This is a genomic window from Cellulomonas massiliensis JC225 (genome assembly GCF_000312005.1).
GTDB lineage: Bacteria > Actinomycetota > Actinomycetes > Actinomycetales > Cellulomonadaceae > Cellulomonas > Cellulomonas massiliensis.
The window spans coordinates 2,845,207-2,857,337 of record NZ_HE978588.1 but is presented as its reverse complement, the minus strand read 5'-3'; the positions used below and the strand labels follow the sequence as shown (position 1 = coordinate 2,857,337).

Genomic DNA, 12,131 nt, shown 5'->3' with positions numbered 1-12,131 from the left:
ACAGGTCCTTATCGGGACGAAGCGCCCACGGCGGACCGCGTGCGCAGGGCGCCGACGAACCAGACGGTGGTGGCCGCGAGGGTCGCGGCACCGATCATGTGGAGGTTGACGAGGCCGACCGGCAGGCCGGTGAACAGCTGGACGTACCCGACGGCGCCCTGCGCGAGCGTCACCGCCAGCAGCACGAGCCCCGCGCGCCACGGCCGCCCGCGCTCGCCGGCGCGGCGCAGCAGGACGAGCGCGGCGACGAGCACCGCGACGAAGGCCCACACGGCCCACGCGTGCAGCTTGGAGAAGGTCCACGGGTCCACCGCGAGGCGGTAGCCGACCTCGTCGTCGCCCGAGTGCGGGCCGGCGCCGGTGACGACCACGCCCAGCGCGAGCACGACCACGAGGACGGCGCCGAGCGCGCCCGCCGCGCGCCGGACGGCCGGCGGGACCAGCCAGGCCGTGGGGCCGTCGCCCTCGCGCGTGCGCACGAGCAGCCAGGACGACGCGGCGACGAGGGCCATGGAGACGAGCATGTGCAGCCCGACCCAGCCCGGGTGCAGGTGCAGCAGCACGACGAGGCCGCCGATCACCGCCTGCGCGGCCACGCCCAGCACCGGGACGAGGCCGAGGGCGCGGTACCCGCGCGAGCGGCGCACCTCCGTCGTCACGAGCAGGGCGACGAGGACGCCGATGATCCCGAGGACGACGGTGAGCGTCCGGTTGCCGAACTCGATGAGCGGGTGGATCGACATCGCGGCGTGGAACTGCGGCGTGAACTCGCCGGGCTCGCACTGCGGCCACGTCGAGCACCCGAGCCCCGAGCCGGTCAGCCGCACGGCGCCGCCGGTGCCCACGATGGCGATCTGGCCGACGAGGTTCGCCACGACGACCGGCGCGGCGAGGCGCGAGCGCAGGCGGGCGAACCCCGTGCCGGGCGCGTGCGGCGGCGCGGGGGCGGGGGAGCCGGTGGACGTGCCGGCGGGCTCGGCGAGGGGCGCGGTCACGCGGACCAGCCTAGGTCGCGCCGGTGGCGGCTCCGGCCAGGTGGCCGGCGAGACGCGTCACACCCAGGCGCGTCAGTGCCAGCGGAACAGGCGGCCGGCGCCCCACCCGAGCGCCGCGGTCCACCCGAGGAGCACGACGACCGACCACGCGGGCACCTGCCCGTGCAGCAGCGCACCCCGCATGGCCTCGCCGAGCGCGCCGGAGGGCAGCAGCAGCGCCACGTGGCGCAGCGGCCCGGGCAGCTGCTCGGGGGGGAACACCACGCCGCCGGCGAGGGCGAGCACCAGCAGGACGAGGTTCGCCAGCGCGAGCACCGCCTCGGCGCGCATCGTGCCGGCCACGAGCAGGGCGAGCGAGGTGAAGGCCGCCGTGCCGAGCACGAGGGCGAGCACCGCGGGCAGGATCCCGGCGGGATCGGGCTGCCACCCGAGGGCCAGCGCCACGGCGCTGATGACGACGACCTGCACGGCGCCCACCGTGAGCACGCCGAGCACCTTGCCCGCGAGGAGCCCGCCGCGGCCGAGCGGCGTCGTCGAGAGCAGGCGCAGCACGCCGTTGCGCCGGTCGAACGCGGAGGCGATCGCCTGGGACGTGAAGGACGACGTCATGACGGCGAGCGCCAGCACGCCCGGGGCCAGGAAGTCGATGCGCGTCGCGCCGCCCGTGTCGATCGACACGAACGTGGCGCGCGTGAGGCCCACGAGCACCATGACCGGCACGACGATCGTGACGAGCAGCTGCTCCCCGTTGCGCAGGATCGCCCGCGTCTCGAACGCGGTCTGCGCGAGCACGCGACGGCGTGCGGGTGCGGCGCCGGCGTGGACGGCCGGGGCGGGGCGGGGGGTCGCGGTCATCGCAGGTGCCGTCCGGTGAGGTCGAGGAAGACGTCCTCCAGCGTGCGGCGCCCCACCGTCAGCCCGGTGAGGAGGACGTCGCGCCCGGCGAGCCACGCCGTGACCGCCGCGACGGTCGCCGGCGTGACGCCCCCCGCGACGAGGTAGGTGCCGGCGGAGGCCTCGGAGACCGCGGCCCCGACCGAGCGGCCCAGGTCCGCCAGGTCCCCGGCGTCGAGCGGCCGCGCGGTCGTGAGCCGCACGCTCGTGTCGTCGCCCGTGGCGACGAGCTCCGGCACGGACCCCTGCGCGATGACCGCGCCGTGGTCGACGACCACCACGTGGTCCGCGAGGTCCTGCGCCTCGTCCATGAGATGGGTCGTGAGCACGACGGCGACGCCGTCGGCGCGCAGCTCGCGGACGAGCTCCCACACCGCTCGTCGCGACTGCGGGTCCATGCCCGCGCTCGGCTCGTCGAGGAACACGACGTCGGGCCGGCCGACCACGGCCGCCGCGAGCGCGAGGCGCTGGCGCTGGCCGCCGGAGAGGCGCCGGACCGTCGTGCGCGCGAACGACCCGAGGCCGAGCCGCTCGGCGAGCTCGCCCAGGTCGCGCGGCGCGGCGTACATCCGCGCGACGTGCGCGAGCATCTCGCCCGCGCGGACGCCCGTCGGCAGGCCGCCGTCCTGGAGCATCACGCCGACCCGCGGACGCAGCTCGCGCGCCTCGGCGACCGGGTCGAGGCCGAGCACGCGGACCGTCCCGGCGTCGGGGGAGCGCAGCCCCTCGCAGCACTCGACCGTCGTCGTCTTGCCGGCGCCGTTGGGCCCGAGCACCGCGGTGACGCGGCCGGGCTCCGCGGCCAGGCTGAGCCCGTCGACGACGGCGCGGCCGCCGTAGGACTTCACGAGTCCGTCGACGACGACCGCAGGGCTACCGGGCACGGTCCGCGAGTCTAGGGCTCCGGGACGCCGCGCCCCGACCCGTCAGGAGGCGTCCAGCCGGGCCCGCTCGTGCTCGACGTCGAAGTCGTCGGGCGGCCAGCCGAGCTCGAACGAGCGCAGCGCGCCCAGCAGCAGCTCCTGGACGGCGAGCCGGGCGTACCACTTGCGGTCGGCCGGGACGACGTACCAGGGCGCCACGTCGGTGCTCGTGCGGCGGATCGCGATCTCGTAGGCCTCCTGGTAGGCCGGCCACAGCGCGCGCTCGTCCAGGTCGCCCGGGTTGTACTTCCAGTGCTTGGTGGGGTCGTCCAGCCGCGCCCGCAGCCGCTCGCGCTGCTCGTCGCGCGACAGGTGCAGCATCACCTTGACGAGGCGCGTGCCCGCGGCCGCCAGCTCCTGCTCGAAGTCCACGATCTGCCCGTAGCGCGCCTCGACGACCTCGGGCGACGAGAAGCCGCGCACGCGGTGGATGAGCACGTCCTCGTAGTGCGACCGGTCGAACACCCCGAGCAGGCCCGGCCCGGGCAGCGCGCGCCGCACGCGCCAGAGGAAGTCGTGCGCCCTCTCCTCGTCGGTCGGCGCCTTGAACGCGTGCACGTGCACGCCCTGGGGGTCGACCGCGCCGACGACGTGCCGGACGATCCCGCCCTTGCCGGCGGTGTCCATGGCCTGCAGGACGAGCAGCACGGAGCGCGGGTCGCCGGCGGCCCGGCTCGCGGCGAACAGCCGCTCCTGCAGGTCGGCGAGCTCCTCGGCGCCGGCGGCCAGCGCGCGGCGCCCCTCCGCCTTGCCGCCCTCGAACCCGGGGGTCGACCGCGGGTCCACGGCGGCCAGCTCGACGTCGGCACCGGCCCGCAGCAGCTGCTCCACGGCGCCAGGGTAGGCGCGCGGGCCGTCGGCGGCGAGGGCACGGCGACCCGGCCACGGCGCCTCGGTGTGACCGACGTCATGGGCCGCAGGCCCGGGCAAGGGTGTCCTTGCTTGCGAGGATGGATTTAGGCAACAACCATGTTGTCAATATCGCGGGCGTCGACGCGCCCGGCACGCGAGGCGCCGCGGCGCCCGACCGGTCCGGAGGAGGTTGGCATGAGCACCACGCTGCCCACGCCCGGCCCCCTGCGCGCCGAGGACACCGAGGCCGGCACCCGCCACCGGGTGCTGCGGCTCGTCGCGAGCGCCGGGCCCGTCACGACCGCGGAGCTCGCCACGGAGCTCGACCTCACGCCCGCCGCCATCCGCCGTCACCTCGGCGTCCTGGAGCAGGCGGAGCAGATCGAGGTCCGCGACGGCGGTCCCGCGCCGTCCCGGCGCGGCCGGCCCGCGCGCCGCTACGTCGTCACCGGGCGCGGCCAGGCCGCGCTCTCCCAGCGGTACTCCGAGCTCGCCTCGCAGGCGCTGCGCTTCCTGTCGGACGCGGCCGGCCCGGAGGCCGTCGCGGCGTTCGCCGAGCAGCGCGTCGCCGTGCTCGAGGAGCGCCTCGCCGCCGCCGTCGACGGCATCGACGACGTGGGCGACCGCGTCCACGCGATGGCCGACGCGCTCTCCACCGACGGGTACGAGGCCAGCGCCCGGCCCGTCGCCGGCACCAGCGCGGTCCAGCTGTGCCAGGGCCACTGCCCCGTGCAGGAGGTCGCGCACGAGTTCCCGCAGCTGTGCGAGGCCGAGGCGCGCGCGTTCGCGCGGCTGCTCGGCGTCCACGTCCAGCGCCTGTCCACGCTCGCCGCCGGCGGCCACGTCTGCACGACGAGCATCCCGGTCCTCGCGACCGGCCCCCGGACGACGTTGCCGCCGCGCGACGACACGTCCCCGCACGTCCCCCCGCACCACCCCGTGCTCGCCCCGGAAGGAACGACCGCATGAGTGCACCCACCGAGAACCAGCCGATGACGCAGGACGAGGCCATCGCCTCGATCGGCAGCTACGGCTACGGCTGGCACGACCCCGACGTCGCCGGCGCGACCGCCAAGCGTGGCCTGTCCGAGGCCGTCGTGCGGGAGATCTCGGCGCTCAAGAACGAGCCCGAGTGGATGCTCAAGACGCGCCTGAAGGCGCTGCGCATGTTCGAGAAGAAGCCCATGCCGTGGTGGGGCTCGGACCTGTCGGGCATCGACTTCGACAACATCAAGTACTTCGTGCGCTCGACCGAGAAGCAGGCGGCGAGCTGGGAGGACCTGCCGGACGACATCCGGAACACCTACGACCGGCTGGGCATCCCCGAGGCGGAGAAGCAGCGCCTCGTCGCCGGCGTCGCCGCCCAGTACGAGTCCGAGGTCGTCTACCACCAGATCCAGGAGTCGCTCGAGGAGCAGGGCGTCATCTTCCTCGACACCGACACGGGCCTGCGCGAGCACCCGGAGATCTTCGAGCAGTACTTCGGCTCGGTGATCCCGCCCGGCGACAACAAGTTCGCGTCGCTCAACACGGCCGTGTGGTCCGGCGGCTCGTTCGTGTACGTCCCGCCGGGCGTGCACGTCGAGATCCCGCTGCAGGCCTACTTCCGGATCAACACGGAGAACATGGGCCAGTTCGAGCGGACGCTGATCATCGCCGACGAGGGCTCCTACGTGCACTACGTCGAGGGCTGCACCGCGCCGGTGTACTCGAGCGACTCGCTGCACTCGGCGGTCGTCGAGATCATCGTCAAGAAGAACGCGCGCGTCCGGTACACGACCATCCAGAACTGGTCGAACAACGTGTACAACCTCGTGACGAAGCGGGCGACCGCCGCCGAGGGCGCGACCATGGAGTGGGTCGACGGCAACATCGGCTCCAAGGTCACGATGAAGTACCCGGCCATCTACCTGCTCGGCGAGCACGCGCGGGGCGAGACGCTCTCGATCGCGTTCGCCGGCGAGGGCCAGCATCAGGACGCGGGCGCCAAGATGGTGCACGCCGCGCCGCACACGTCCTCGTCGATCGTCTCCAAGTCGGTCGCGCGCGGCGGTGGGCGCACGTCCTACCGCGGCCTCGTGCAGGTGCTCGAGGGCGCCTCGCACTCGGCCTCGAACGTGCTGTGCGACGCGCTGCTGGTCGACCAGATCTCCCGGTCGGACACCTACCCGTACGTCGACGTCCGCGAGGACGACGTGTCCATGGGCCACGAGGCGACGGTGTCCCGCGTGAGCGAGGACCAGCTGTTCTACCTGATGTCCCGAGGCATGCCCGAGACGGAGGCCATGGCCATGATCGTGCGCGGGTTCGTCGAGCCCATCGCGCGCGAGCTGCCCATGGAGTACGCCCTCGAGCTGAACCGCCTCATCGAGCTGCAGATGGAAGGGGCCGTCGGCTGATGACGACCACGACGAACGACACGCCCGCCGCGCTCGCGGACGGCGCGGGTCTGTCCACCGACCACTCGCGCGCGGCCGCCGACGGCGCGCACGCGCACGGCGTCGGCGCCGTCCCCGAGGCGTCCCGGGCCGCCCGGCTCACGTCCTTCGACGTCGCGGACTTCCCGGTCCCGAACGGGCGCGAGGAGGAGTGGCGCTTCTCGCCGGTCGCGCGCCTCGCGCCGCTGTTCGCGGCCGAGACCGGGACGCTCGACGGGCACGGCGTGCTCACCACCGTGGTCGAGGCGCCTGAGGTGACGGTCGAGATCGTGGACCGCGGCGACGAGCGGCTCGGGCGCGCCGGCCGCCCCGGCGACCGCACCGCCGCCGTGGCGTGGGCGTCCTACCCCCGCGCGACGGTCGTCACGGTCCCGAAGGAGGCCGTGGCCTCCAAGGTGACCTCCGTGCGGGTCGAGGGCGTCGAGGGCGCCGGCACCGCGGAGGCCCCGCTCGACCCGACGGCGACGCACCTGCTCGTCCACGCCGAGCCGCTCTCGCAGGCGGTCGTCGTGCTCGACCACGTCGGTCACGCCGCGCTGACGGAGACGGTCGAGATCGTCGCCGAGGACGGCGCGCACCTGACGGTCGTCTCCGTCCAGGACTGGGCGGACGGCTCCGTGCACGCGTCGTCGCACCGGCTGCGGGTCGGGCGCGACGCGACCGTCAAGCACATCGTCGTCACGCTCGGCGGCGACGTCGTGCGCGTGACGCCGGACGCGGAGTTCGTCGGCGAGGGCGCGTCGGTGCAGCTGCTCGGCCTGTACTTCGCCGACGCGGACCAGCACCAGGAGCAGCGCCTGTTCGTCGACCACGCGGTCCCGAACTGCGTGAGCCGTGTGACCTACAAGGGCGCGCTGCAGGGCGAGGGCGCGCACGCCGTCTGGGTCGGCGACGTCCTCATCCGCGCCAACGCGGAGGGCACCGACACCTACGAGCTCAACCGCAACCTCGTCCTCACCGACGGCGCGCGGGCCGACTCGGTGCCGAACCTCGAGATCGAGACCGGCGTGATCGAGGGGGCCGGGCACGCGAGCGCGACCGGTCGCTTCGACGACGAGCAGCTGTTCTACCTGCGTGCCCGCGGCATCCCCGAGGCGGACGCGCGCCGGCTCGTCGTGCGCGGGTTCTTCGCCGAGCTCATCCACGAGATCGGCGTGCCGGAGGTCGAGGAGCGGCTCATCGCCGCGATCGAGCAGGAGCTCGAGAAGTCGATGAGCGTCATCCTCGCGCCGGCCGTCGAGGGCTCGTCCGCCGCCGGGCACACCGCGTGAGCGCACAGCTGGCCTGCTACGACGGGGACGTCCCCGTCGGCGGCACGCTGCGCGTGGAGCTCGAGGGCGAGCAGGGCCCGGTCGAGGTCGCCATCGTGCGCGACGAGGCCGGCGAGCTGCACGCCATCAACGACGTCTGCTCGCACGGTGCCGTCTCCCTGGCGGACGGCGAGGTGGAGGACTGCACGATCGAGTGCTGGCTGCACGGGTCGCGGTTCGACCTGCGCACCGGCAAGCCGACCGGGCCGCCCGCCATCACGCCCGTCCCCGTCTACCCCGTGACCGTCGACGGCGAGCGCGTGCTCGTCGACATCGACACCCCGCTCTGAAGCGTCGAGAGAAGGAACACCCCACATGGCCACCCTGGAGATCCGCGACCTGCACGTCAGCGTCGAGACGAAGGAGGGCGCCAAGCCCATCCTGCGCGGCGTCGACCTGACCGTGAACAGCGGCGAGACGCACGCGATCATGGGCCCGAACGGGTCCGGCAAGTCGACGCTCGCGTACTCGCTCGCGGGCCACCCGAAGTACCAGATCACCTCCGGCACCGTCCTGCTCGACGGCGAGGACCTGCTCGCGATGTCGGTCGACGAGCGCGCCCGCGCCGGCCTGTTCCTCGCCATGCAGTACCCGGTCGAGGTGCCGGGCGTCTCGGTGTCGAACTTCCTGCGCACCGCCAAGACCGCGATCGACGGGGAGGCCCCCGCGCTGCGCGGCTGGGTCAAGGACGTCCGCACGGCGATGGACAACCTGCGCATGGACCCGGCGTTCGCCGAGCGCTCGGTCAACGAGGGCTTCTCGGGCGGCGAGAAGAAGCGCCACGAGATCCTCCAGATGGAGCTCCTCAAGCCGCGCTTCGCGATCCTCGACGAGACCGACTCCGGCCTCGACGTCGACGCGCTGCGCATCGTCTCCGAGGGCGTCAACCGCGTGCGGGAGAACTCCGACGTGGGCGTCCTGCTCATCACGCACTACACGCGCATCCTGCGCTACATCACGCCCGACTTCGTGCACGTCTTCGTCGACGGCAAGGTCGCCGAGGAGGGCGGCCCCGAGCTCGCCGAGCGGCTCGAGAACGAGGGCTACGACCGGTTCCTGACGAGCACCGTCGCCTGACGGCTCGCCCGGCGCACCGCGTGACGGACGACGACCCCCGCGGGACCACCCGGGGGTCGTCGTCCCGGCCGAGGAGGACAGCATGACGAGCACCATCGAGACGCCCGGCACCGCGGGCGTCGGCGCCGCGCCCGGGGCGCGCGAGCTCGACGCGGTCGAGCTGGCCGCCGTCCGGGCGGACTTCCCGCTGCTCGAGCGCACGCTGCGCGGCGGCCGGCCGCTGGTCTACCTCGACTCGGGCGCGACGTCGCAGAAGCCCGAGGTCGTCCTCGACGCGGAGCAGGACTTCTACGTCCAGCGCAACGCCGCCGTGCACCGCGGCGCGCACCAGCTCGCCGAGGAGGCGACCGAGGCGTTCGAGGACGCCCGCGACCGCGTCGCCTCCTTCGTCGGGGCCTCGGCGGGCGAGCTGGTCTGGACGAGCAACGCCACGGCGGGGATCAACCTCGTCGCGTACGCGATGTCGAACGCGACGCTGGGCCGCGGGGGGTCGGCGGCGCAGCGGTTCGCGCTGCGGCCCGGCGACGAGATCGTCGTGACGGAGGCCGAGCACCACGCCAACCTCGTGCCGTGGCAGGAGCTGGCGGCCCGCACCGGCGCCACGCTGCGCTGGGTCGGCGTGGACGACGACGGCCGCCTGCGCGACGACGAGCTGGCGACGGTGGTCACCGACCGCACCAAGGTGCTCGCGTTCACGCACGCCTCGAACGTGACGGGGGCGATCACGCCGGTCGAGCGCTTCGTCGCGCGTGCCCGCGAGGTCGGTGCGCTCACCGTGCTGGACGCGTGCCAGTCGGTGCCGCACCTGCCGGTCGACCTGCGCGCGCTCGGCGTCGACTTCGCCGCGTTCTCCGGGCACAAGATGCTCGGTCCCACCGGCGTCGGTGCGCTGTACGGGCGGCGCGAGCTGCTCGAGGCGATGCCGCCGGTCACCACCGGCGGCTCGATGGTCGAGGTCGTCACGATGACCGAGACGACGTACGCCCCGCCGCCGCAGCGGTTCGAGGCGGGCACGCAGATGGTGTCGCAGGCCGTCGGCATGGGTGCGGCGGCGAGCTACCTGTCCGAGCTCGGCATGGACGCCGTCGCCGCGCACGAGCACCGGCTCGCCGGCCTGCTCCTCGACGCCGTCGCGAGCGTCCCGGGCGTGCGGGTGATCGGGCCGACGGACGTGCGCGACCGTCTGGCGACCGTCGCGTTCGTCGTCGACGGCGTGCACGCGCACGACGTCGGCCAGGTGCTGGACGACGCGGGCGTCGCGGTCCGCGTGGGCCACCACTGCGCGCAGCCGCTGCACCGCCGCTTCGGCGTGGCGGCGACGGCCCGCGCCTCCGCGGCGGTCTACACGACGGCCGAGGAGATCGAGACGTTCCGGGAAGCACTGGCGGGGGTCCGCGCGTTCTTCGGACTGGAAGGAGCGCGATGAGCACCTCGATGGAGCAGCTGTACCAGCAGGTCATCCTCGACCACGCGAAGCACCCGCACGGGCGGGGCCTCGGCGCGGCCGCGACGGCCGTCACCGCCGAGTCGCACCAGGTGAACCCCACCTGCGGCGACGAGGTGACGCTGCAGGTCGACCTCGACGACGCCGGCACCGTCCGGGACGTGCGCTGGGAGGGGCAGGGCTGCAGCATCTCCCAGGCCTCGGTCTCGGTGCTGCACGACCTGGTCGTCGGCGAGGACCTGGCGTCGGTCGGCGATCTCACGGGCACGTTCCGCGCGCTCATGCAGTCGCGCGGCGCGGGCCTCGACGACCCCGACGCGGAGGACCGCCTCGGCGACGCCACCGCCTTCACCGGCGTCGGCAAGTACTCGGCGCGCGTCAAGTGCGCGCTGCTGGGCTGGACCGCCCTGACGGACGCCCTCATCAAGACCGGTGCGGCGCCCGCCGCCAAGGAGGACGCATGAGCGAGACCACACAGTCCCCGGCGAACGTCGCCGACGTCGAGGAGGCGCTGCGCGACGTCATCGACCCGGAGCTCGGCATCAACGTCGTCGACCTCGGGCTCGTCTACGGGGTCGTGATCGACCAGACGAACACCGCCGTCATCGACATGACGCTGACCTCGGCGGCGTGCCCGCTGACCGACGTCATCGAGGACCAGTCGGCGCAGGCGCTGGACGGCCTCGTCGACGGCTTCCGGATCAACTGGGTCTGGATGCCGCCGTGGGGTCCCGAGCGGATCACGCCGGACGGCCGCGAGCAGATGCGGGCCCTCGGCTTCAACATCTGAGGCGCGGACGGCCGCTCAGAGGTCGTCGGTGCCGAACGTGTCGCAGGCCGCGGCCTTCTTCGCGTCGTACCCGACCATGAACCACTTCTGCCGCTGGGCGCTCGAGCCGTGCGTCCACGTCTCCGGGTTGACCCCTCCGCCGGAGCCGGCCTGGATGCGGTCGTCCCCGACGGCCGACGCCGCGTCGAGCGCCGTGGCGAGCTCGTCCTGCGTGATCGGCTCGAGGAACGTGACGCCCGTGTCGGGGTCCACCGTCGTGGCGGCATTGCCGGCCCACACGCCCGCGTAGCAGTCGGCCTGCAGCTCGACGCGCACCGAGTCCGACTCGGCGCCGGTGCCGCCCCGGTCGGCGCGGTCCATCACGCCGGTCACCTGCTGGATGTGGTGCCCGTACTCGTGCGCGACGACGTACTCCTCGGCGAGCGGTCCGCCGGTCGCGCCCAGCTGCGACGTGAGCTGGTCGAAGAACCCGAGGTCGAGGTAGATCGACTGGTCGGTCGGGCAGTAGAACGGCCCGACCGCCGAGGTGGCGTTCCCGCACCCCGTGCTCGTCGACCCCTCGAACGACCACACGGCGGGCTGGCCCGCGTCGGCGCCGGTGAGCGTGCCCGCCCACACGGCGTCGAGCGACTGGATCGTCGCGGACAGGCGGCACTGCCGGTCGGTGTTGGCCTGCTCGACGGTGCAGTCGCCCACCACGTCCTCCTGCGCGGCGCCGCCGACCCCGCCCGGGTTGAGCAGCTGGTTCGGGTCGGTGCCGGTCTGGTTCGCGAGGAACATGACGAGCAGCGTGACCAGCACGGCGCCGATGCCGCCGCCGCCGATCGCGATGCCCTTGCCGCCGACGCCGCGCCGGGTCCCGACGCGACCGCCCTCGAACGAACCGCCCTCCTGGAACGTCATGGTCGGACGGTACTGCCGGCGGCGCCGGCCCGCCCGTCCGCCGTGACCGGCTCCGCGAGCCCCCGGGCGGCGAGCGCGTCGCCCGTCGCGCGCGCGTGGCCGACCATCCGGACCGCGGCCGGGACGACCGTCGCCCGGACCGAGCGCTCGAGCCCCCGGGCACGGGCGGCGTCCCGCGCCTCGGCCGCGTCGTGCACGAGCACCGGGACGGTCCGCAGGACGAGCCCGCAGACCAGCGCCACGGTCTCCGGCGGCAGCCCGACGTGGCGCAGCGGCCGCGCGGCTCGCGCGACGGCGTCGAGCAGCGCGTCCGCCCGCGTCGTCGCGGTGACGACCGACGCGAGCACGACGAGGGCGAGCAGGTCCGCCACGGTCTCCACGGCGACGGCCGCGCCCCGGGTCCACCACTGGTAGGCGCCGAGGAGCGCCGCCACGCCGAGCACGCCGAGTGCCGCACCGCCGGTGCGCCGCCACGGCAGCCGGGCGAGCGCGTGCACCCCCAGCG

14 protein-coding genes are annotated in these 12,131 nt (G+C 74.3%); 8 read left to right on the top strand and 6 right to left on the bottom strand.

Features of this window, described 5'->3' with window-relative positions; all coding sequences use genetic code 11:
• Positions 1 to 8: 8 nt before the first annotated feature.
• The 4 genes from HGCM_RS13535 to HGCM_RS13520 form a co-directional block, all read right to left on the bottom strand.
• The gene (locus tag HGCM_RS13535; protein WP_019137372.1) at positions 9 to 995 is read right to left on the bottom strand and encodes a COX15/CtaA family protein; all 987 of its coding nucleotides are present in this window, start codon (positions 993 to 995) and stop codon (positions 9 to 11) included.
• A 72-nt stretch (positions 996 to 1,067) separates the two neighbouring features.
• Complete coding sequence (locus tag HGCM_RS13530) at positions 1,068 to 1,850, bottom strand: ABC transporter permease (RefSeq protein ID WP_019137371.1); 783 nt, start codon at positions 1,848 to 1,850, stop codon at positions 1,068 to 1,070.
• Positions 1,847 to 2,773, bottom strand: a complete 927-nt coding sequence (locus tag HGCM_RS13525; RefSeq protein ID WP_026075476.1) for an ABC transporter ATP-binding protein — start codon at positions 2,771 to 2,773, stop codon at positions 1,847 to 1,849. Before HGCM_RS13525 ends, HGCM_RS13530 begins: the two co-directional genes overlap by 4 nt.
• A 42-nt stretch (positions 2,774 to 2,815) precedes the next feature.
• Entirely contained in the window at positions 2,816 to 3,643 is an 828-nt protein-coding gene (locus HGCM_RS13520) for a PPK2 family polyphosphate kinase (RefSeq protein WP_019137369.1), read from the bottom strand.
• Positions 3,644 to 3,859: 216 nt separating this feature from the next.
• On the opposite strand from HGCM_RS13520, the gene HGCM_RS13515 reads away from it, so the two are divergent.
• From HGCM_RS13515 to HGCM_RS13480, 8 genes are all read left to right on the top strand, one after another.
• Positions 3,860 to 4,633, top strand: a complete 774-nt coding sequence (locus HGCM_RS13515; RefSeq protein WP_019137368.1) for a helix-turn-helix transcriptional regulator — start codon at positions 3,860 to 3,862, stop codon at positions 4,631 to 4,633.
• Complete coding sequence (gene sufB / locus HGCM_RS13510) at positions 4,630 to 6,063, top strand: Fe-S cluster assembly protein SufB (RefSeq protein ID WP_026075475.1); 1,434 nt, start codon at positions 4,630 to 4,632, stop codon at positions 6,061 to 6,063. Before HGCM_RS13515 ends, sufB begins: the two co-directional genes overlap by 4 nt.
• Positions 6,063 to 7,373, top strand: a complete 1,311-nt coding sequence (gene sufD, locus HGCM_RS13505) for a Fe-S cluster assembly protein SufD (protein ID WP_019137366.1) — start codon at positions 6,063 to 6,065, stop codon at positions 7,371 to 7,373. The genes sufB and sufD overlap by 1 nt, the downstream gene beginning before the upstream one ends.
• Positions 7,370 to 7,702: a non-heme iron oxygenase ferredoxin subunit gene (locus HGCM_RS13500; protein ID WP_019137365.1), complete on the top strand. Its 333-nt coding sequence runs from the start codon at positions 7,370 to 7,372 to the stop codon at positions 7,700 to 7,702. Before sufD ends, HGCM_RS13500 begins: the two co-directional genes overlap by 4 nt.
• Before the next feature lie 25 nt (positions 7,703 to 7,727).
• On the top strand, positions 7,728 to 8,489 hold the full coding sequence (sufC, locus tag HGCM_RS13495; protein WP_019137364.1) for a Fe-S cluster assembly ATPase SufC: 762 nt from the start codon (positions 7,728 to 7,730) through the stop codon (positions 8,487 to 8,489).
• An 82-nt stretch (positions 8,490 to 8,571) separates the two neighbouring features.
• Positions 8,572 to 9,915: a SufS family cysteine desulfurase gene (locus tag HGCM_RS13490; protein ID WP_019137363.1), complete on the top strand. Its 1,344-nt coding sequence runs from the start codon at positions 8,572 to 8,574 to the stop codon at positions 9,913 to 9,915.
• Complete coding sequence (gene sufU, locus HGCM_RS13485) at positions 9,912 to 10,397, top strand: Fe-S cluster assembly sulfur transfer protein SufU (RefSeq protein ID WP_026075474.1); 486 nt, start codon at positions 9,912 to 9,914, stop codon at positions 10,395 to 10,397. Before HGCM_RS13490 ends, sufU begins: the two co-directional genes overlap by 4 nt.
• Complete coding sequence (locus tag HGCM_RS13480) at positions 10,394 to 10,723, top strand: metal-sulfur cluster assembly factor (protein WP_019137361.1); 330 nt, start codon at positions 10,394 to 10,396, stop codon at positions 10,721 to 10,723. Before sufU ends, HGCM_RS13480 begins: the two co-directional genes overlap by 4 nt.
• Positions 10,724 to 10,738: 15 nt before the next feature.
• Here the strand turns inward: HGCM_RS13480 and ypfJ are convergent, their stop codons facing one another.
• Both ypfJ and HGCM_RS18335 read right to left on the bottom strand, forming a co-directional pair.
• The gene (ypfJ, locus tag HGCM_RS13475; RefSeq protein ID WP_019137360.1) at positions 10,739 to 11,626 is read right to left on the bottom strand and encodes a KPN_02809 family neutral zinc metallopeptidase; all 888 of its coding nucleotides are present in this window, start codon (positions 11,624 to 11,626) and stop codon (positions 10,739 to 10,741) included.
• Positions 11,623 to 12,131, bottom strand: a 509-nt coding sequence (locus HGCM_RS18335) for a CbiQ family ECF transporter T component (RefSeq protein ID WP_040399120.1), incomplete at its 5' end; no start/stop codon positions are given. The genes ypfJ and HGCM_RS18335, both read right to left, overlap by 4 nt.

What these genes read in the sequence shown, in the direction of transcription:
- sufB (WP_026075475.1), top strand. Translation starts at nt 4,630, where the DNA reads ATGAGTGCACCCACCGAGAACCAGCCGATGACGCAGGACGAGGCCATC.
- HGCM_RS13480 (WP_019137361.1), top strand. Translation starts at nt 10,394, where the DNA reads ATGAGCGAGACCACACAGTCCCCGGCGAACGTCGCCGACGTCGAGGAG.
- sufU (WP_026075474.1), top strand. Translation starts at nt 9,912, where the DNA reads ATGAGCACCTCGATGGAGCAGCTGTACCAGCAGGTCATCCTCGACCAC.
- HGCM_RS13530 (WP_019137371.1), bottom strand. Translation starts at nt 1,850, where the DNA reads ATGACCGCGACCCCCCGCCCCGCCCCGGCCGTCCACGCCGGCGCCGCA.
- HGCM_RS13490 (WP_019137363.1), top strand. Translation starts at nt 8,572, where the DNA reads ATGACGAGCACCATCGAGACGCCCGGCACCGCGGGCGTCGGCGCCGCG.
- HGCM_RS13515 (WP_019137368.1), top strand. Translation starts at nt 3,860, where the DNA reads ATGAGCACCACGCTGCCCACGCCCGGCCCCCTGCGCGCCGAGGACACC.
- sufD (WP_019137366.1), top strand. Translation starts at nt 6,063, where the DNA reads ATGACGACCACGACGAACGACACGCCCGCCGCGCTCGCGGACGGCGCG.
- sufC (WP_019137364.1), top strand. Translation starts at nt 7,728, where the DNA reads ATGGCCACCCTGGAGATCCGCGACCTGCACGTCAGCGTCGAGACGAAG.
- ypfJ (WP_019137360.1), bottom strand. Translation starts at nt 11,626, where the DNA reads ATGACGTTCCAGGAGGGCGGTTCGTTCGAGGGCGGTCGCGTCGGGACC.